The organism is Cardinium endosymbiont of Sogatella furcifera (assembly GCF_003351905.1).
GTDB lineage: Bacteria > Bacteroidota > Bacteroidia > Cytophagales > Amoebophilaceae > Cardinium.
The window spans coordinates 376,928-396,723 of sequence record NZ_CP022339.1 but is presented as its reverse complement, the minus strand read 5'-3'; the positions used below and the strand labels follow the sequence as shown (position 1 = coordinate 396,723).

The following is a 19,796-nucleotide window of genomic DNA, read 5'->3' as shown; positions in this document are numbered from 1 at the left end:
TTTATGAAAATAATAGACATCAACAGCATACCTAGAAGCCAAGGCCATCAAGAAAAAGAAATAGGAACCACGCTAAAAAAGAGCAGAAGTAAGTGGTATATGGCTGGTTTTTGTTTAACCTCGCTTACAGTAGTCTCTTGCTTTTGGCTTTTTTCTCTAAGAGAGTCAAAAAATTTAAAGGCGCAAGATGCCATTTTTCAAGCCACCTATTATTTTGAAGCTGGTGATTTTGATAAGGCACTCAAGGGAGATGCGAACCATAAAGGCTTTTTGGACGTTATTCAAGCATACCCTTATACTACAACCGCTAATTTAGCCTGTTTTTATGCAGGGGTTGCCTATATGCACCAAAAGGAATATGATCAAGCACTTGTTTTTCTAAAGAAGTTTAAAGCGAAAGATTTTATCCTACAAGCCCGTGCTTGGTGTGTAATGGGTGATGCCTATAGTGAGCAAAAAAAGCACAAGGAAGCAGCGATCTATTATATGAAGGCCGCTCACTATAAAGCAAATAGTGTATATACCCCTGGCTATTTGGTTAAAGCCGCCATTGCTTTTGAAGCAGATGCGCAATATAAAAATGCCTATAGGTGTTATCAAGAGATTATAGAGCAATACCCAACTTCTGCGCATGGAAGTAGTTTGGCTATTAAAGAAGCAAGTCGTTTGTCAGGACATTGCTAATGGGATCTGAACACATGCACAAACGTTGGGTGGTTCAATCTTTTAAGGACCCTGCCAAAATAACAGGGTTGGAAGCAGTATTGGGCACCCCTGCTGCGCTTTCAGCCATTTTAGTCCATAGGGAAATAGAAACTTTTGAAGCAGCGAAACATTTTTTTCGCCCTTCCTTAGTGCAGTTGTATGATCCTTTTTTAATGCAAGGTATGGCCCAAGCGGTAACCCGTTTGCACCAAGCATTAAGCAAAAAAGAAAAAATATTAATTTATGGTGACTATGATGTAGATGGCACAACAGCTGTGGCTATGGTGTATGGTTTTCTTCAATCTTTACCTGATGCATCGGTAAAGTATTATGTACCAGACCGTATGGTAGAGGGTTATGGCGTTTCCATACAAGCTATAGAAAAAGCATATCAAGAAGGTGTGCAGCTCATCATTACCTTAGACTGTGGTATAAAAGCCTATGCATCCATTGCCCGAGCAGTTGAACGGGGCATAGATGTAATCGTTTGTGACCACCATGAAGTAGGAGACACCTTACCACCCGCTTATGCTATTTTAGATCCAAAACAACCCAGTTGTCCCTACCCCTTTAAAGAGTTATCAGGGTGTGGTATAGGTTTTAAACTATTACAAGCTTTCTGTAAGCAATACGGATTATCCCCCCAGCGCCTTTATGCTTATTTAGACCTTGTAGCGGTTAGTACCGCTTGTGATATTGTTCCATTGGTAGATGAAAATAGGATTTTAGCTTACTTTGGCATCAAACAGTTGGAAACAAACCCTCGCCCAGGGCTACAAGCCTTAATGGAACTGGCGTTCTTTGCGCGTACCATTACCATTGCTGATATTGTTTTTAAGATAGGCCCACGGATTAATGCAGCTGGACGTATGAGCCATGCCTCTTTGGCTGTAGCGCTGCTTATAGAACAGGATAGCACACAAGCCTATCATTTAGCTCAGTCTATTGACCAGCAGAACCTCTTGCGCCAATCGCTTGACTATACCATTACACAAGAGGCCTTGGCGATGATAGAAAATAGTCCTGTTCAAGGCAAGAGCAATGTGCTTTTTAATCCAGATTGGCATAAAGGTATTATTGGCATAGTAGCTTCCCGTTGTATTGAACAGTGTTATAGACCTACTGTAATTTTAACACTTTGTGATGGTAAGGCTACTGGTTCTGCTCGTTCTATACCTGGCTATAATATCTACGAAGCGATTGCTGCCTGTAGCCCACTTTTAGACCAATATGGTGGCCATGCATTTGCAGCAGGGCTTACTATGCCACTAGCGCATATGGCTACATTCCAGAAACAATTTGAGGAAGTAGTATTAGAAACGATAACAGATGAGTTGTTACTGCCTCAACAAATCATTCATGCGCTTATTCCCTTTCAGGTCATTACGCAAAAGTTTGTCAACATCTTAATGCAAATGGCTCCCTTTGGTCCAGGCAATCCTACGCCCGTATTTGCCAGTGAAAACGTTTATGCCCGCAAATTTCATTTGGTAAAAGCAAAACATCTTAAGCTGGAGCTATACCAAATAGATTGTGCAACGCCCTATGAAGCCATAGGATTTGGTTTGGGTGGTTATCTACCACTTGTTTCTACTGGGCAGCCCTTCTCTATAGCCTATACGATAGGATATAATTACTATTTAGGCAATAAGTCTTTACAGCTTATGATAAAGGATATTAAAACAGAAGCATTTGTTGTTTGAACAAATAGACAATATTGCTCTCCACTGCGCTAAATAACATGGCTTAAGGCTGACCAATCTTAGCCTTAAGACGGGCGGATGGCATTGCTGCGTTTGTATCTCCTTCAAGCAGATAAGCCATTGACGCTTGGTAGTCCAATGCATAGGCCTACTTTAATGCGTTTATACATTTTTATAACATTAATGTTTAATTATATATGATCATCATCACCAACCAATATTGTAATAGACCAACTATTTTTGCAAGTTGTTTACTCTATCCCTTGAACTGCTCTTTAGCCTAAAACTCGGCCTACATGAACGTGCCGGTGTCGTACACATTGTTACTTGCCCTTGCTTAAGCTTATTGCTTAAGTAACCTTACGCCTCGCCTTTTTAGGCAGGTACTTTATAAAGGATTGCGCCGTTTCCCCTTGATGATTGCTTATACATGAATCTGCATTATGGGCTAGTAAATCACGAATGATATCCATATGATCATTATCATCTGCATCATGAGTTAACATTGCTAGCATCAGGCCTGTACACCCGCCACGGTTTTGTACATTCACCAGTGCTCCCTTGTTTAGTAGGAGTCGAAGGGAGCCTACATTTTTACAAAATACAACATACATTAATATAGAGTTTCCATTTTTATCTTTGGCATTTGGATCCAAGCCCTGATCAAGCAAATATTGGATACGTTCTTTAGAACAACCATACCGTTCCAAGTATGCCAAGGCCTCAAAAGGTAAGACCATAGGATCATCTATTCTTACGATAGGTTTTTGTTCCCATTTTGGGTTATGGATCCCATCAAGTATACGGTTAGCTTCTGTAGCATTTATTTTGTTGTTGTAGAACATAGCGCTCGTATTCCCCTTGTTTGGTATAGGCAATGTATCAGGGGTTAAACGATGGATATTAGCGACTCTAGCCTTATAAGTATTATATCTATTTAATTGATTGGAAAGGTAACCAACCCCCCAAAGCGAACCAATTAATACGATTACAATTCCATTGGTCACTATTATGCCTATTAAGAATGCATAACCTACAGATTTTACTAAGCTACTTATCGAGTTGCTTTTCAAGTTGTCCGCTACACTACTTGCTGAGCTGCTTGTTAAACCATTGGAGGTATAGTCTAGTGTTCTTCTATTACGTACCTCATCAATAGCTAGTGTTTGCTTTGTGTTTACACAAGCAGATAAGGTATGGAAGATGAATAGCCCAATGCATAGGCCTACCTTACAGTTTGTCTGTTTTTTCATAAGATCGATGTTTAAAGGGAGTTACATCCTACGTTTTTCTTGATAAAGAAATAGGAAAAATATCAAGCGCTGATGAAAAAAGTTATTGTCATTGTCTATTACAACTTTTTCCAATGCAGCTTCTGTTTGAAAAAGCGAACAATAGTTTTAAACTATATCAATCACTTTTTCACTTAAGCTGATATCACTAGCTAAATAGAACGTAGCTAAAAACTAATTGCGATTGGTGTGCTATGTGGCTGGAAATTGTTCTATTGACTCTGTGGGGTCTTTGATTATCCTAGCTTTCTTATCGTGCCTGTCATCATCATCATTTAATATGCATTGTTCTCTCTTTCCAAAATGATCAAATCTTGAACATAGCAATGGCGTAGTCCCTTCTTGATGCTTTGCATGTATAATGAGCTCTTTAGTAAGCAAAGATTCTATACTTTCTACCGAGAAGTTATGATTTTGAAGGTAGAACATGATTTCAGGGCTTAATAACATAGGATCCGCTACGCTTACGGCATCATCGGACCTGTGATCAGCACTCGTACTTGCTAACTGTTTTTGTTGCGTGCTATCTCCTTGTTGCTGCTGATCCATATCTAGTGGTTGCCTAGCGTTGGAATAAGAAGACGAAGCATTAAGGCGTAATTGGGTAGATAGAACGCTCTTAATTTGTGCATACGTTTTCATAGCATTAATCATTTAAATTGTCTCTGCATAATCACTACTAAGCGGAATAACATTCATGCATTGGTTATACATGCTGTTTAACTTTAAATAGGAGCTAAGGAAATTTTAATGAGGAAACCAAAGAGAACTCTTAAAAATCACTTCTATATATTATATTATCAAAATTTCTATATTTAACTTAAAATACAAAAAAAATACATAAAATTCAAAATATCTGGGATGCTACATCACTACCCTGATCAGAAACCATATACAGAGGAGGTATGTATCGATTTATTTTGAGCTGAAAATTATATAGGGGAAGCAATCATCTATTCATCTCCACAGGTCCTAACTCCTTCTAAAATGATGCCTGCTTGCAGCAAGGGCTCTTCTTCATCTTGCATAGCTATAGCGGTATGTAGATCATTTAAGCTGGGCGCACCTGCGTTGATCCAAGCGGTAAACCAAAAACTTCCTACTTCTATAATAGATTTTTGCAAGCGGGCTTCCACCTGCCCTTGCAACGCTTGATGGTAAGCAGTAGAAAATGCAATGGAATATTGTTTTTTTAATAGATTACCGGTTTGTTCAAAACTGTATTTTTCTGGATATTGTGCAGAAAGCTGCTTTTCTAAATCCAATACGGTATTTACTAAGGCATGAGACTCTCGCACAATATCCCATATATGGCCTACTAGATCCTGGATATAAACAGCCTGGCCTACAAAAAGGGTATAGGTGTCGAAAAATAAAACAGGCAATCTTGTCTCCCATAAAGCATGCAGCCCTTCTTGGCCCGTCATTTGGCCATTGTAGTTTTGTGTAGTATGTAAAGGAACATGTGCATCAGCAATATAATGACCTAAATCTGCTGAACATTTTAGAATTTTAGCTGTATCTTTATGTTGAAACGCTTCTGTTAATTGTTTGTGTGCATTTAATATAGCCCAGGGGAGATGGCCATGTGCCGCTACTATTTTATCGCCATATTGTTCTACAGCTTGATGAAACGAAAGCTTTTGTCCATTCAATAGGCTACTGTAGTAGACCTCAAGATCTATAAAGTGTTTGGGCGCTTCACCTTTGATCACATACCTACGCCTATCTGGATTTACAGCTTTTTCGGTCAAATAGGTAAGATGGGCTTTATAAAAAGCAAATATACCTGGTGGCAGGGTAGTAATAGCATATCGGTTAATCTGTTTGTGTGCAAAAAAGCCCCAAGACCAAGCTTCTAAGGGAAGCTGGCAAAAGATGAGCAAATAAACCGGTTTAATATATACGAAAGGATGTTTTTTCATTTTCTGAACAAAAAATAGTAATATGCTAGCCCAATGGCAGCCGTATATTGTGTTATACAATTGCCCTATTAATTTTTAATGGTCTATACTTTGAACCTAGCAAATTTATCTCAGTATATATTACGCTTTTTTTTGGTTACTACTTGGTTGTTTCCTTGTGTAGCAAAAGCGGTTGAACAAGCCAATCTTGGCACTACCACATTGCCAACTAAAATCCATATGACTTGGCAGCCCTACCCACGTGCTATACAGTTGCGATCTGGGGTGACGTTCCATAAGCATATGCATGGTGATGCCACTGATGCAGCTACCTCATTGTCTGATGAACAGGTGCTAGTAGTCATACCTACTACGATTGATTTCGATATATTATATATCCACTCCTTTTTTGCCAAGCAGCTAGAATCCTATCCAAGCATTGGCCTATCTTTTTTATTGCCATATGCACTTGGAAAAGCGCAGCAGCTTAGATTCCCGAATATATGGGGTATCTTAGCTTATATAGAACTATATCAGTCTGATGCCACGCTATCTACATGGGGTAATAGAGTCAATATTGGCGCAATGAAGGGCAGTATATGGGCACAAAGACCATACCAACCAAGTTATAGTTTTTTAGCCATAAAGGAAATCACTTACCACTGGTTATTGACACCCTCTTGGCAACTTAATTTTAGCATCGGCCTATTGCTCAACTGGTGGACTAAAAATAAGCAGCATAGACCAAAGGCAAACCCAATCACCACGCCTGAGCACGCCAATGCGCAACCAGCTAATCCTGTCGACAATGCGCATCATACGGTAGCCGTAAAGTTTGCACCTTTAGCCAGTATAGGTATAAGGTATACAACCCAGAGAACACCTTTTTTGGAAGAAGCTAATAAACTGATTAGGTATAGCAAACAAACAAATAGTAGAGTAGACTGTAGCCTGGCTGGCAGCAGTAGGCAACTACCAGAAACCCAAAAATATCATTTGATTCTAAGAGGATCTGCATTATTAAGTTTTACTATTAACGCCCATAATGCCTTATTATGTGCCATGGAGTTAGGATACAACTGGTATAAACAAGCTTTGGTAGCCAATATGCTGCCAGCGGCAGGTATGGAAATTACACCCTTATTGGGCTATGAGATACGTTATGGGCGTTGTTTGATGCAACTCCAACTAGGGTGCGAACTAACTGATTCCAAAAAACCGACCATACAAACGACCTATGAGCAGGGCATATCCAACCTATTAAAGCAGCGGGGCAAATTTGTAGCTACGCTACAATATATGCTTACTGAACGTTTTTTTGTGGGTGTCAGCGCACGTTCCCAAGAAATACCAGCGCTTCGGTTGGGCATATCATGGCCATCCAATAATTGAATGATATATAAAAAAGTAGTATCTTGCATACAATTAAATTATATTTAATATCTCAATTCAATTATATTACATGGCAAACCATCCATCAGCTGAAAAACGCATAAGATCGAATCGTACGAAGTACCTTCGCAACCGTTATCAGTTAAAAACATGTAGAACCTTTATGAAAAAGGTTAGTAAATGTACCGATAAAACTGCTGCAGAACAGTTATTACCTAAGGTTTTTGCTATGCTAGATAAGCTGGCAGCAAAAAATATAGTGCACAAAAACAAAAGTGCCAATAGCAAAGCCAAGCTTGCTAAATATGTAAATAGGTTAACTATAGCTGCAGCCTAAATGGCTTAAGTGATATGGCACCGGAGATATATGCAACTGCTCCACTTAAAATTCAAGACTGGGCACCGGAAGACCGGCCAAGAGAAAAGTTATTACATAAAGGCGCCTCTAGTTTAACGGATGCAGAGCTTTTGGCTGTGTTGATAGGCTCTGGTACCCGAAACGTGAGTGTTGTCGTATTGGCGCAGCATATTTTAAAGGAAAATGGCAATAGCCTACAAGAGCTGGCCAAGCGTTCTGTCCAAGAATTGCGACGGTTTAGAGGTATAGGGGAAGCAAAAGCGATTGCGGTTGTCTGTGCTATGGAGCTTACCCGTAGGCGGGCGTATGAGCCTGTTCATAAAAAAGAACTGGTGAACAGTTCTGCTAAAGCTTATAGGCTACTGCAACCAGATTTAACGGATAAGTCGGTAGAGGAGTGTTGGGTTTTGTTACTCAATAGAGCCAATTACCTCATCAAGAAAATAAAAATTAGTAGTGGAGGTACGAGTAGAACCGTTGTAGATTCGAAATACTTATTTAGAATGGTACTAGACCATCAGGCTGTTTCCATTATATTAGCACACAACCATCCTTCTGGAAATATTACGCCAAGCGCTACCGATATTGCATTAACCAAATCAATTACAAACGCGGGGGCATTGCTTGATGTAACGCTCCTAGACCATATTATTTTTACAGACAGAAAATACTTCAGTTTTTCTGATGAAGGGATGCTTTGACGCTATGCGCTCTAGCACGGTTGCATATAGATAGACCACTCTTTTTTACCTTGGTCTTGTTTTAAAAAAAACAGTAACCTAAACATCTATTAAAATAAAACATTACATGCAACCATTACGTAATATTGCCATTATCGCACACGTAGACCACGGGAAAACAACCTTATTAGACAACTTATTAAAGCAAAGCGGCACATTTAGAGCCCATCAAGAAGTAGCAGAACGGGTAATGGACTCCAATGATTTAGAGCGGGAGCGTGGCATTACGATTTTGGCTAAGTGTACCTCTTTAGTTTGGAAAGATACCCGCATCAACATTGTAGATACACCGGGTCACGCTGACTTTGGTGGCGAGGTAGAGCGCATCTTAAGTATGGTAGATGGTGTACTCTTATTGGTGGATGCAGCAGAAGGGACGATGCCTCAAACTAAGTTCGTTTTAAGTAAAGCATTAAAGTTAGGGTTGCGTCCTATTGTAGTGGTCAATAAAATTGATCGGTCAGATGCACGCGTAGGGGAAGTGGAAGATGAAATCTTAGAGCTTTTTATGGCACTTGAAGCGACGGAAGCCCAATTTAACTTTCCTATTGTCTATGCTTCTGGTAGGTCAGGTTGGGCCAGTAGAACATTAGATGCAGAGCGCAAAGACCTATCTCCCTTGTTTGATCTGATTCTAGACCATGTACCTGCGCCAACTGTGGATTTAAATAGTGATTTTTCTATGCTTATAACGGCAAGAGAATATGACCCTTATCTAGGTCGCATGTTGACAGGACGTATCTTTACAGGCAGTTTAAAAGTACAACAAGCCATTAAAGCGCTTAATAAAGACGACGTAGTAGTAGAAAATGGTAAGGTAACCAAAATTATGGCTTTCCGCGGCATGGACCATGTGCCGATTGAAACTGCATATGCTGGTGATATTGTGGCGATTGCAGGGATGCAACGTGCCAACGTAGCCGATACCGTTTGTGCATCTATTGTGATGAAAGCCTTACCGGCCCTTCCTATAGACCCACCTACACTAGCCATTAACTTTTCAGTGAATGATGCTCCACTAGCTGGAACGGAAGGGAGTAAAGTGACGTTTAATGCCCTACGGGATCGGCTCATGCGTGAGCTGGAATCCAATGTCTCTATTCAAGTGACTGAAAGTCCTAATAAAGATTCTTTTGAAGTAGCTGGGCGTGGTGAATTACAGTTAGGTGTTTTAATAGAAACGATGCGAAGAGAGGGGTTTGAGCTTTCTATTAGCAGGCCCCGTGTATTAATTAAACTAGGCGATAATGGTGAAAAACTAGAGCCACTAGAGGAGATTCAAATAGAAGTAGATGATGCATTTTCAGGGGCTGTCATTGAATCTATGAGTTTGCGCAAAGCAGAAATGAGGGACCTACGTCCGATGGGCGGGGGAAAAACACGCATCATTTTTGTTGGGCCTTCACGTGGTTTAATTGGTTATTATGGCACCTTTCTTACGGAGACGAGGGGTACTGGTATTATGAATAGGACCTTTCATAGCTATGGCCCCTATCGGGGCACTATTGCTGGACGACGCAATGGGGTACTTATTTCTATGGGTATGGGTGACGCAGTTGCTTATGCACTTTTTAATTTAGCGGATCGGGGTAAAATGTTTATTGGTGCAGGTGAAAAGGTATATGGTGGCATGATTATAGGGGAACACAATAGAGATAATGACCTAGAAGTGAACCTATTAAAAGGAAAACAGCTTACCAATATGCGTGCATCAAGTTCGGACGAATCTATTCGGTTAAGCCCACCTGTTGTGATGACCTTAGAAGAAGCGATTACTTATATAAAAGATGATGAACGCGTAGAGGTAACACCAAAATCTATCCGTTTACGCAAAGCAATATTAGACCCTAATGAACGAAAAAGAGCGACCAAGTCGCATCATTAAGCTGATGTCGCGTGAATTAAATATAATAGGCTGATTGCTTCAAATGTATGTATTCAGCGCGATGGTTTTTTGCTTCAAAAAAACCGCCCCTGTAAAAAGTAGCGGTGTAGAAAGTGGCATCTGAGAGATGATTAGGAAAAACAGTTCATTAAAAGCCCACGTAGTGGGCGCTTTCTGTTTTTCCATCTGTAAGATGCCACTTTCAGCGACTTTTTACCGAGGGCTTGATTTTTTGTCCACTTTTTTATCAAGAAAAAAGGGGGATAAAGTTCATTATTAATCAGTAATGTGAACAGATACACCTAAAATGGAAAATGAAAATGTCTCACTTCTGTTGAAGCTTCACACCTTTTTCCATCTAATGGCTATCCTATAAAAAGTGACTAAAATGATAGTATGTAGGAGTGCATAGCTCCATCCTGCTCCTAAAAAAGTGAGTGTATTGCGCCATAAAACAATGGGATGCAATGCTAAAAAGCAACCCAAAAGAAGTAAAAAACTACCCTTATGGTAAGGTATTGGATAACACTTTTGACCCGTATAATACCCCAGTAGCCCCATAGTGGCTGCACCACTTATAGAGGCGTAGACACAACCCCAATGACCCAGTTTCGGTATCAATAGCAGTGCCGTGCACCCGATCACTAGGCTGCCCAATGCACTGATCCAAGTATTATATCGTGGATGATTACTTAATTTAAAAGCAGCACTCAGGTTGTAATAGACACCTAAGATAATATGTGCAAATGCTAAATAAGGGACGGCGTCAATGGTATGCCGGTATCTTGGATTCGGAATCAGAATTTTTGCTACCCAATCTATGTTTACACTAAACAACAATAGGCAAAAGCAGGACGTTAGTATAAATAAATGCATCGTTTGGCGGTATAACTTTAGTGCCTCCTTGCGCCCTAAGTGGGCAAAAAAGAATGGTTCTGCAGCATGTTTAAAGGCTTGGATGCCTAGTGTAATACACACCGTTAGCTTACAGGCAGTGCCAAAATTAGCTAATATTTCTTCCTTTGTATGGGCGCTATAAAAGTTATTCGGAACCAATTTGCGAAACAATAATAGCGGTAAGGTCTCATTAAGTCTGACAAATAGCATGGTGCAAAAAGAAGTGGCTGCATAACCGCCTATCGTTTGCATCGTACGCTTGTTCCAAACCAAATGAAAGCCTTTAAAATTGGGTAGTAGAAAGGCCAAAGCGGTTATATTAGACAATATAGTAGCTATAAAAACAGCATCTATCCCATTCAAATGTACAGGTAGATGCAAATAATGATACATGCCATAGGCTATACATCTTAAGGCTACCGGACAATACAATAAAATAAAAGAAAAAATAATGCCCGCACAAGCTTGTACAGCTTTCACCAACAGAAACCAAAGGGTCTTTTTTTCTACACGTAGGTTCGCGTAGGGAATCATCAATAACGTATCCAGCATAAGAATCCCAGCCATATAATAGAAATAACGCATATGAGCTAGGTGGTTGGTGAGCTTTGCGATTTGTGGTGTGTATAGGATGAGTAATATTGAAAAAATAAGGCTGGAAACCAGTAATATAGTTACAATTATATTGAAAGTATGTTGTTTGCCTAATCTATGTACGAATCTAAAATAGGTCATATCCATGGCCAAGTCGTAAAGCACATGACCCAAAGCAATGTAACTCCCATAGAACTCTATAACTATACTATAGGCGCTAGGCGGTAGTATATTGGTTTGCAGCAACAAAGCCAAATAACCACATCCGCGTATAATAATGTTGCTGATGCTATATATAATGGTTTCTTTACCAAGTGTTTTAACCGTATTGTGCATGGTAACCACTTAGACAGAAAGTTTTTCCCAGATAAGGTCTTTAAGGCGTACAATACCTTCTCCCGTATGGGCAGAGATAGGGCAACAGGTTATGTCTGGAGGTAAGTGTAAGGTTTTACGTGTTGTTTGGTCTAGCAAGTCTATTTTTGACACAACCAGCAACCTGGGTTTGGCTAGCAATGAGGGATTATGTGCTTCCAATTCGCTCAGTAACATTTCATAGCTTTTATGGATATCATTGGATTCTGCGCTAACCATAAATAATAAAATGGCATTCCGTTCAATATGGCGTAGGAACCGTGTCCCTAAGCCCTTTCCAGCCGCTGCACCCTCTATAATCCCTGGAATATCTGCCATTACAAAAGAATGGTCTGCCCGGTAGGCTACTACACCAAGGTTGGGTACTAAAGTGGTAAACGGATAACTATCAATGCGTGGTTTAGCCGCTGATACAACTGAAAGCAATGTAGATTTGCCTGCATTTGGTAGCCCTACAAGGCCTACGTCCGCTAATAATTTCAATTCCAATACCATCCAGCCTTCCATGCCCGTTTCACCTGGATAAGCGATGCGGGGTGTTTGATGGGTAGGGGTTTTAAAATGGGCATTGCCCCAACCTCCTTTTCCCCCCTGCATTAAGATATATTTTTTTTTGTCCTCTAATACCTCTACCAGTACCTGGTCATCATCTACTCTTTTGGCTACTGTGCCCAATGGTACATCTATGAGCACATCTTTCCCGCTTGCACCTGTTTTGCAGCTATCACCACCCGGTTCCCCATTGGTTGCAAGGATATGTTTTCGGTATTTAAGTTGGAGCAACGTATTACGTTGTTTGGCACCACGTAAAATGATATGGCCGCCTCTACCACCGTCCCCTCCATCTGGCCCGCCTTTGGGCACAAACTTGGCACGCATGAAATGGACTAATCCGGCTCCCCCTTTACCAGCGCGTAGGTAAAGCTTAACGTGATCAATAAAGTTGGGTAATGACATGGTCGTTAAGGTCTGAGTCTATCCATAATGGTTTCAATAGACTGGGTTACCGCATCTACATCTTGTGTGCCATCTACACTATATAGCTTCCCTTCGGATTTATAATGGTTGACCATAGGTAACGTCTCCTGTTCGTATATCTGCATACGTGTTCTAATCTTGTTGTCATCCTGGTCATCAGCTCTTGACTCAATGGTAGCGCGATTTTTAAGCCGTTTTAATAAGACCTCTTGGGGCACATCTAGCAAGATTACACCATCTATTTGCGCATTGCATGGTTTTAAAAAATGCGTTAAGAAGGAGACCTGTGCTAGGGTTCTAGGGAAACCATCAAATAAAAAAGATGTATCGGCAGGTTGTGCTTGCACCAGTTGTTTGACCAATTCAAAAGAGAGGTGATCTGGTACCAATTGCCCACTATTGATGTATGGCTCAATGAGCCTTTTATTCGCCCCATTTTCTGCCATTTGTTGGCGCAGCAAGGCCCCCAAAGCAATGGGTATAAAGCCATATTTTTGAATCATTCGTTTAGCTTGTGTGCCTTTTCCAGACCCAGGAGGGCCCACTAGAATAATATTAAACATAAATGAGCATCCGTTTTGATTAAAAAGTCAAAAATTAATATACAATTAAGTTGCTTAGCCACTGCACATTAAACATTCTTTTTCCCCTTCATTCGGTAAGGGGGGGGCTGTTTTTTCTTTCTTTTGTATGGTAAATTTAATAGCATCTGCTGCTGCTTTGGTACGTAAGTAATACATCCCTGTTTTCAGCCCCTTTTTCCAAGCATAAAAATGCATAGAGGTTAATTTAGCCATAGTTGCATCTTGCACATAGAGATTGAGGCTTTGGCTTTGACAAATATAAGGTGCGCGATCTGCCGCCATATCGATAATAGACTTTTGAGGAATTTCCCAAACCGTTCTATATAGGTTTTTAATGTATTGCGGAATACAGGCAATCTGTTGAATGGAGCCATTGCCCATCATCAACTCTTCTTTCACCTGCTCATTCCAAAGGCCAAGTGCGATGAGGTCCTCCAATAGGTATTTGTTGACCACAATAAACTCGCCAGAAAGCACCCTGCGGGTGTAAATATTGGCGGTATAGGGTTCAAAACATTCGTTATTAACCAGTATTTGAGAAGTAGAGGCGGTTGGCATGGGTGCCACCAATAGGGAATTCCTGATGCCATGCGCGCCTATTTCCTTACGTAAATGATCCCAATCCCATCTGCCAGAGGCAGGCGCTACGCCCCACATGTCAAATTGTAAGATGCCTTGCGAAATGGGTGAACCAGCGTAGCTTGCATATACTCCCTCTTTTTGTGCCAAATCTTTAGAAGCCGTTAATGCAGCAAAATAGATGGTCTCAAAAATTTCTTGGTTGAGCAGCCGTGCTTCTGGACTGTCAAAAACAAGTTTCATTTTTAGGAAAACATCTGCTAATCCCTGTACCCCAATACCAATCGGCCTGTGTCTTAAGTTAGAGGTACGTGCTTCCGCTAAAGGATAATAGTTACGGTCGATGATCTTGTTAAGATTTTTGGTGACCAGGTAGGTAACCCTATATAATTTGGTATGATCGAAAGATCGATTGGCATCTACATACATCGGTAGCGCAATAGAGGCAAGGTTACAAACCGCAATTTCATCTGGTGCAGTATATTCCATAATCTCTGTACATAGGTTACTAGACTTTATAGTACCCAAGTTTTTTTGATTAGACTTTTCGTTGGCTGCATCCTTATAGAGCATATAAGGAGTTCCGGTTTCTATTTGAGACTCCAGAATAGCAAACCAAAGTGTTTGTGCTTTGATAGAGGCACGTGCCTTTCCTTCTTTTTCGTACTGTTTGTATTTTTGCTCGAATGCCGTGCCATAGGAGTCCGAGAGCCCTGGTGCTTCGTTGGGGCAAAAGAGAGACCACCTCTCATCTGCTTCTACACGTTGCATAAATAAATCTGGAATCCATAGCCCATAGAACAGGTCCCGGGCCCTTCTTTCTTCTTTGCCGTGGTTTTTCTTCAACTCTAGAAAGTCAAAGATATCTGCATGCCAAGGCTCCAGATAGATGGCAAAACTACCTTTTCGTTTGCCTCCTCCTTGATCTACATAGCGCGCCGTCATATCAAAGTTTCGCAACATGGGGACAATCCCATTAGAAATCCCATTGGTCCCTCGAATATAAGAGCCTGTAGCACGTATATTATGAATGCTTAATCCAATGCCGCCAGCAAATTGAGATATCTTGGCACATTGTGTAAGGGTGTTGTAAATACCTTCAATGCTGTCACTTTGCATCGTTAATAAAAAGCAGGAAGAAAGCTGTGGGTTGGGTGTGCCTGCATTAAAAAGCGTAGGTGTGGCATGGGTAAACCACTTTTCAGACATGAGTTGATAGGTTTCAAGCACAGCGTCTAGGTCATCACCATGAATGCCTACTGCTACACGCATCAACATATACTGCGGACGTTCCACAACTTTGCCATTTATTTTAAGCAGATAAGAACGCTCCAATGTTTTAAAACCAAAAAAATCATAGGTAAAATCACGTTCATGTACAATGGAATTGTCTAAAGTTGCAGCATGGCTGGCAATAATTTTATAAACGTCAGGGGCGATAAGGGCAGCGTGCTGCCCAGTCGAAGGATTGACATAGGTATAGAGCCTTTTTATTGTGCTAGAAAAAGATTTACTCGTTTCTTTATGTAGATTAGAAATAGCTATACGCGCCGCTAGAATGGCATAATCTGGATGGTATACAGCCATTGTTGCTACCGTTTCTGCCGCCAGGTTATCTATCGCTGAAGTGGTGACCTGATCATAAATGCCTTCAATAATTTTTTTAACAATAGCTATGGTATCAATATAATCTCTATTTAGCCCATAACAGAGCTTGTCTATCCTAGCGGTTATTTTATCGAATTTAACTGATTCTAAGCGTCCATCTCGTTTTATAACTAACATCTACTTTTTATAAATTTGTAACTATTAATGGGTATGATATATGATGCGATGCTAAGGTTATTACTACTTAACTGCTCACTAGCACCTAAAGCAGTACAAAGCTAAGCAGTACAAAGCTAACGGTTTTGCTATACCTAACCCAACCTTATGCTTCATACTAGCTTTCTAAAATCAGATAGCTGTTGAGCAAATGGAAGCCATGCTTACGCTTTAACTTTCTGGTTGAGCCATTGATCCTTCTGAATGGTATATACAACAATATCCATATGCGTTCCGTGCACATTTTCTTTTTTTAATACCATATCAGGTTTTTTAAAACCTAAGCGAGTAGGTATCTTTTGACTCCGAATATTTTCCACTGCACATCTAATAGCAATAACCTTTAAGTCTAATGTCTGAAATCCAATTTCAATAAGCTTGGAACAAGCAGCTATCACTAGGCCTAAGCCTTGAAATCTTTCCCCTATCCAATAACCAATTGCCAATTGGTCATTGGATGCATCAATTTTATTAAAATTTATTATTCCAGACATTTCTCCTTTGTAAAATATACCAAATATAAGTTTGGTACCCTTTTCAAGGGTATCCTTGGCGCTAGTGATAAAATGTAGCGCATCACTTTGTCTTGTGCATGCACCCACCCACCAAGGCAGCCATTTTTTCAAGTATGATCTATTTTGATCTATTAAGGAGAAAAGTGCTGCTTCATGCGACTTATCTAATTGTTTAATCATTAAGTCTGCATTTAGCACTACTGACTTAGGAACTTTTGACAAGTTTTTGATTGCATGCATCTTAGCTTAGCCTACGGGGTGGCGTTTAATTTTTTGTTTTTTAAAACTCCTCATCCAGCTTAAACCGTGCTTTGTCTTTATCCTCAGAGATGCTGCTCATCACCCCTGATTTTTGGTATTCACCTACTCGTTTTTCAAAGAAATTAGTTTTTCCTTGTAAGGCAATCATTTCCATAAAATCAAATGGATTGGTAACCTGATAGACTTTTTTGCATCCTAGCTCTAATAGCAACCTATCGGCCACAAACTGAATATATTGGGTCATCAGTGCTGCATTCATACCAATCAATTTAACCGGTAATGCATCAGATACAAATTCACTTTCAATTGCTACTGCATCCGTTATGATTTGCGTCACCCGTTCCTCTGGGAGTTTGTTTTTGATATGTTGGTTGTAGAGCAAACAGGCAAAATCACAGTGCAGCCCTTCGTCTCTGGAAATGAGTTCGTTAGAAAAGGTGAGTCCTGGCATTAAGCCTCTTTTTTTAAGCCAGAAGATCGCACAGAAGCTACCAGAAAAGAAAATCCCCTCTACTGCTGCAAAAGCAATTAAGCGTTCTGCAAAGGAACCTTTGCTGATCCAGCGTAGGGCCCAATCTGCTTTTTTGCCCACCCACTCAATGGTTTCAATGGCGTTAAATAACCTATGGCGTTCTTGAGGATCTTTTACATAGGTATCGATCAGTAAAGAATAGGCTTCAGAATGGATGTTTTCAATAGCAATCTGGAATCCATAAAAAAACTTGGCCTCTGTATATTGTACTTCATTGGCAAAGTTTTGAACCAAATTTTCATTCACAATCCCATCGCTAGCGGCAAAAAAAGCAAGCACATGGGTAATAAAGTGCTTTTCACCAGCCGTTAAGTTTTCCCAATCTTTTATATCCTGGCTTAAGTCGATTTCTTCTGCGGTCCAAAAACTAGCCTCTGCTTGTTTGTAAAAGCTCCAGATGTCGTGGTGCTCAATAGGAAATAAAACAAATCTATTTTTATTCTCTTGCAAAAGAGGTTCATCGGTATGGTTGTTCATCTGCTTTTTGGTTTTACACGTTTGGTAAATGGCATGTAATGCAAGGCCATCATAAGGCGATTAATTGATGTGTATAACAAACTTAGGTAAATGCAGCCAAAGGTTCAATAGGATGCTTTCAAAACCCTACTGCTGCGGGTCATTTACACATCGATGGGTGGGATCTGATCCGGTGTACTATGCTGCACCTACATCTAGTATAGATGTAAGGTAGCATGTCTATGCATAATTGTGGTTCAACATTTTGATCATTCATGACAAAATAGTAGATTCAAGCTGCCTATGCCATCTGTGTAGGCCCAGCTTCATCTACGTTAGTTGTAAGTGGTTGGTATTTATTTGGCATTTTCATTCTAGCATTATGGCCGTTTCACAACTCTATTTGTATCTTTTTCTTATCGCTGGGGGCTTTATATTTTTTTATTTTTTTCCAGTTGGTCTTTGGATTACGGCTCGTTTTTCCGGCGTGCAAGTTGGTCTATTTGAGCTCGTTTTTATGCGTATTCGTAAAGTGCCACCTGCTGTTATTGTAGATGGGCTTATCGTAGCCACTAAGGCTGGCCTTCAGTTGACTCTTATGGAGGTTGAAACCCATTATTTAGCTGGTGGTCATGTGCCATCTGTTATTAAAGCACTTATTTCTGCAGACAAAGCCAATATTAGCCTTTCGTTTAAGCAGGCCACGGCTATTGATTTAGCCGGTAGAGATGTCTTTGAGGCCGTTCAAATTTCTGTTAATCCAAAAGTCATCAATACACCCTCGGTAGCGGCTGTGGCCATGGATGGCATTCAACTTATTGCCCAAGCAAGGGTTACAGTTAGGGCCAATATTCAACAATTGGTAGGGGGTGCTGGCGAAGAAACCATTTTGGCCCGTGTAGGGGAGGGGATTGTTACCTCGATTGGTTCTTCTACGAGTCACAAGGAAGTGTTAGCCAATCCTGATACCATTTCACAGTTGGTATTGAATAGAGGCTTGGATGCTGGCACTGCTTTCCAGATCCTTTCTATTGATATTGCCGATGTCGATGTAGGTGACAACATTGGTGCTAAGCTCCAAATTGATCAAGCCAATGCAGACTTACGGGTAGCCGAGGCTAAAGCAGAGGAGAAGCGTGCTATGGCGGTAGCCTTAGAGCAAGAAATGAAGGCTAAATCTGAGGAAGCGAGGGCTCAAGTTATTTTAGCTGAGGCAGAAGTCCCACAAGCTTTGGCTTTTGCTTTAAGAAAGGGCCAGTTGGGTGTCATGGATCATTATCGTATGCAAAATATCAAAGCAGATACCCAAATGCGTACCAGTGTAGCAACAGATGATATACTGTCTAAGTGATGAGGTTAACCGGTTAATTTTTATTGCTATGGAGTGGGTTGCTTTTTGGATAGAGTTGATCCATCAACAGGCCTATACAGCACCCAACCATGGCACCTGCACAAATATCTAGTGGATAGTGCACCCCACCATATATTCGACCATACGAAACAATAGTAGCCCAGATAAAAAATAAGCCACTGCCCTTGTACTTAGTTTTAAAAATCCGCCAAAAAAGCATTGCAAAGGCATAGGTATTGCTGGCATGCGCAGATGGGAAACCATATAGGCCTTGATGTGTGCCTACAAGGTGGAGCTGGGGAATAGCATAGCAAGGTCTATAGCGTGCAAAAAAGGGTTTGAGCCATGTAGCAGCAGATTGATCTGAGAGGACAATGGTTAAGATAAAAAGCACCACACCATGCCAGCCCAATGCATTTCTAAGAAAAAATAGAAGAAAGATATAAAGCGGTATCCAAAAAACAGTATCGGTTATCAGTGTAAAAAAATGGTCTATGACCGGATGATGCCTTTTGTTTAGCATAAGCAACAATGCTTGATCAAGTTTATGAATAGTGGTGAGCATCATGGACAGCATGTAAATCCAGCCAAGCTTTGGTTAGGTGTTTAAAACTTTTAATTTATAGCCTAATTTAAAGAAAAAGTGTATGCGTTTGCATACTTGCAAGCCTTAGAAAAAGGTATTTATTCCAGTCGTTGGTTTTTTAGCCACTTTTTTATCAAGAAAAAAGTAAAAATAAAATTGCTTTATTCAACAGTATCGTCAGTTAGAGACAAAAAAGGTTGCTGCGCAATAGCTATATGCACGTATCTGTTCAGCGCAGTGGTTTTTATTAGGTATCTGTTCAAGTAACTGGTTTTTTGCGTTAAA

The 19,796-nt window shown here is 40.4% G+C and carries 17 protein-coding genes; 7 read left to right on the top strand and 10 right to left on the bottom strand.

The features are described from left to right. Positions 1 to 3 precede the first annotated feature (3 nt). Together CE557_RS01720 and recJ are read left to right on the top strand one after the other, a co-directional pair. Entirely contained in the window at positions 4 to 684 is a 681-nt protein-coding gene (locus tag CE557_RS01720) for a tetratricopeptide repeat protein (RefSeq protein ID WP_114909894.1), read from the top strand. Next, entirely contained in the window at positions 684 to 2,408 is a 1,725-nt protein-coding gene (gene recJ, locus CE557_RS01715) for a single-stranded-DNA-specific exonuclease RecJ (protein ID WP_223245912.1), read from the top strand. Before CE557_RS01720 ends, recJ begins: the two co-directional genes overlap by 1 nt. A 350-nt stretch (positions 2,409 to 2,758) precedes the next feature. On the opposite strand, the gene CE557_RS01710 is transcribed toward recJ, so the two are convergent. The 3 genes from CE557_RS01710 to CE557_RS01700 all read right to left on the bottom strand — a co-directional run bounded on the left by CE557_RS01710 (position 2,759) and on the right by CE557_RS01700 (position 5,625). Next, a complete protein-coding gene (locus CE557_RS01710) occupies positions 2,759 to 3,661 on the bottom strand; it encodes an ankyrin repeat domain-containing protein (protein WP_114909893.1) in 903 nt (300 codons plus the stop codon). Positions 3,662 to 3,892: 231 nt separating this feature from the next. Continuing rightward, a complete protein-coding gene (locus CE557_RS01705; RefSeq protein WP_162789936.1) occupies positions 3,893 to 4,342 on the bottom strand; it encodes a hypothetical protein in 450 nt (149 codons plus the stop codon). A 311-nt stretch (positions 4,343 to 4,653) separates the two neighbouring features. Continuing rightward, positions 4,654 to 5,625, bottom strand: coding sequence for a zinc dependent phospholipase C family protein (locus tag CE557_RS01700; protein ID WP_114909891.1), 972 nt, complete (start codon positions 5,623 to 5,625; stop codon positions 4,654 to 4,656). A gap of 90 nt (positions 5,626 to 5,715) precedes the next feature. Here CE557_RS01700 and CE557_RS01695 point away from each other — a divergent pair, with 90 nt between their 5' ends. The 4 genes from CE557_RS01695 to typA all read left to right on the top strand — a co-directional run bounded on the left by CE557_RS01695 (position 5,716) and on the right by typA (position 9,979). Next, the gene (locus CE557_RS01695) at positions 5,716 to 6,996 is read left to right on the top strand and encodes a hypothetical protein (protein WP_162789935.1); all 1,281 of its coding nucleotides are present in this window, start codon (positions 5,716 to 5,718) and stop codon (positions 6,994 to 6,996) included. A gap of 70 nt (positions 6,997 to 7,066) precedes the next feature. Further along, the gene (gene rpsT / locus CE557_RS01690; RefSeq protein WP_114909889.1) at positions 7,067 to 7,333 is read left to right on the top strand and encodes a 30S ribosomal protein S20; all 267 of its coding nucleotides are present in this window, start codon (positions 7,067 to 7,069) and stop codon (positions 7,331 to 7,333) included. A gap of 14 nt (positions 7,334 to 7,347) precedes the next feature. Further along, positions 7,348 to 8,055, top strand: a complete 708-nt coding sequence (gene radC / locus CE557_RS01685; RefSeq protein WP_114909888.1) for a RadC family protein — start codon at positions 7,348 to 7,350, stop codon at positions 8,053 to 8,055. 106 nt (positions 8,056 to 8,161) lie between these two features. Continuing rightward, the gene (gene typA / locus CE557_RS01680) at positions 8,162 to 9,979 is read left to right on the top strand and encodes a translational GTPase TypA (RefSeq protein WP_114909887.1); all 1,818 of its coding nucleotides are present in this window, start codon (positions 8,162 to 8,164) and stop codon (positions 9,977 to 9,979) included. Positions 9,980 to 10,321: 342 nt separating this feature from the next. Here the strand turns inward: typA and CE557_RS01675 are convergent, their stop codons facing one another. The 6 genes from CE557_RS01675 to CE557_RS01650 form a co-directional block, all read right to left on the bottom strand. Then, on the bottom strand, positions 10,322 to 11,806 hold the full coding sequence (locus CE557_RS01675; protein WP_114909886.1) for a lipopolysaccharide biosynthesis protein: 1,485 nt from the start codon (positions 11,804 to 11,806) through the stop codon (positions 10,322 to 10,324). Between the two features lie 9 nt (positions 11,807 to 11,815). Further along, positions 11,816 to 12,802, bottom strand: coding sequence for a GTPase ObgE (gene obgE / locus CE557_RS01670; RefSeq protein ID WP_114909885.1), 987 nt, complete (start codon positions 12,800 to 12,802; stop codon positions 11,816 to 11,818). Positions 12,803 to 12,807: 5 nt separating this feature from the next. Continuing rightward, complete coding sequence (locus tag CE557_RS01665) at positions 12,808 to 13,386, bottom strand: adenylate kinase (RefSeq protein ID WP_114909884.1); 579 nt, start codon at positions 13,384 to 13,386, stop codon at positions 12,808 to 12,810. A 54-nt stretch (positions 13,387 to 13,440) separates the two neighbouring features. After that, entirely contained in the window at positions 13,441 to 15,771 is a 2,331-nt protein-coding gene (locus CE557_RS01660) for a ribonucleoside-diphosphate reductase subunit alpha (protein ID WP_114909883.1), read from the bottom strand. 203 nt (positions 15,772 to 15,974) lie between these two features. After that, entirely contained in the window at positions 15,975 to 16,565 is a 591-nt protein-coding gene (locus CE557_RS01655; protein WP_114909882.1) for a GNAT family N-acetyltransferase, read from the bottom strand. 40 nt (positions 16,566 to 16,605) lie between these two features. Beyond that, a complete protein-coding gene (locus CE557_RS01650; RefSeq protein WP_114909881.1) occupies positions 16,606 to 17,595 on the bottom strand; it encodes a ribonucleoside-diphosphate reductase small subunit in 990 nt (329 codons plus the stop codon). Between the two features lie 361 nt (positions 17,596 to 17,956). Here CE557_RS01650 and floA point away from each other — a divergent pair, with 361 nt between their 5' ends. Then, positions 17,957 to 18,925, top strand: coding sequence for a flotillin-like protein FloA (floA, locus tag CE557_RS01645; protein WP_114909880.1), 969 nt, complete (start codon positions 17,957 to 17,959; stop codon positions 18,923 to 18,925). A gap of 13 nt (positions 18,926 to 18,938) precedes the next feature. Here the strand turns inward: floA and CE557_RS01640 are convergent, their stop codons facing one another. Beyond that, on the bottom strand, positions 18,939 to 19,493 hold the full coding sequence (locus CE557_RS01640; RefSeq protein WP_162789934.1) for a phosphatase PAP2 family protein: 555 nt from the start codon (positions 19,491 to 19,493) through the stop codon (positions 18,939 to 18,941). Between the last annotated feature and the right edge of the window lie 303 nt (positions 19,494 to 19,796).

Excerpts from the sequence above, each read along its gene's own strand:
- CE557_RS01700 (WP_114909891.1), bottom strand. The coding sequence starts at position 5,625 with ATGAAAAAACATCCTTTCGTATATATTAAACCGGTTTATTTGCTCATC.
- radC (WP_114909888.1), top strand. The coding sequence starts at position 7,348 with ATGGCACCGGAGATATATGCAACTGCTCCACTTAAAATTCAAGACTGG.
- CE557_RS01710 (WP_114909893.1), bottom strand. The coding sequence starts at position 3,661 with ATGAAAAAACAGACAAACTGTAAGGTAGGCCTATGCATTGGGCTATTC.
- rpsT (WP_114909889.1), top strand. The coding sequence starts at position 7,067 with ATGGCAAACCATCCATCAGCTGAAAAACGCATAAGATCGAATCGTACG.
- recJ (WP_223245912.1), top strand. The coding sequence starts at position 684 with ATGGGATCTGAACACATGCACAAACGTTGGGTGGTTCAATCTTTTAAG.
- floA (WP_114909880.1), top strand. The coding sequence starts at position 17,957 with ATGGCCGTTTCACAACTCTATTTGTATCTTTTTCTTATCGCTGGGGGC.
- CE557_RS01665 (WP_114909884.1), bottom strand. The coding sequence starts at position 13,386 with ATGTTTAATATTATTCTAGTGGGCCCTCCTGGGTCTGGAAAAGGCACA.
- obgE (WP_114909885.1), bottom strand. The coding sequence starts at position 12,802 with ATGTCATTACCCAACTTTATTGATCACGTTAAGCTTTACCTACGCGCT.
- typA (WP_114909887.1), top strand. The coding sequence starts at position 8,162 with ATGCAACCATTACGTAATATTGCCATTATCGCACACGTAGACCACGGG.
- CE557_RS01655 (WP_114909882.1), bottom strand. The coding sequence starts at position 16,565 with ATGCATGCAATCAAAAACTTGTCAAAAGTTCCTAAGTCAGTAGTGCTA.
- CE557_RS01640 (WP_162789934.1), bottom strand. The coding sequence starts at position 19,493 with ATGATGCTCACCACTATTCATAAACTTGATCAAGCATTGTTGCTTATG.
- CE557_RS01705 (WP_162789936.1), bottom strand. The coding sequence starts at position 4,342 with ATGAAAACGTATGCACAAATTAAGAGCGTTCTATCTACCCAATTACGC.
- CE557_RS01675 (WP_114909886.1), bottom strand. The coding sequence starts at position 11,806 with ATGCACAATACGGTTAAAACACTTGGTAAAGAAACCATTATATATAGC.
- CE557_RS01660 (WP_114909883.1), bottom strand. The coding sequence starts at position 15,771 with ATGTTAGTTATAAAACGAGATGGACGCTTAGAATCAGTTAAATTCGAT.
- CE557_RS01720 (WP_114909894.1), top strand. The coding sequence starts at position 4 with ATGAAAATAATAGACATCAACAGCATACCTAGAAGCCAAGGCCATCAA.
- CE557_RS01650 (WP_114909881.1), bottom strand. The coding sequence starts at position 17,595 with ATGAACAACCATACCGATGAACCTCTTTTGCAAGAGAATAAAAATAGA.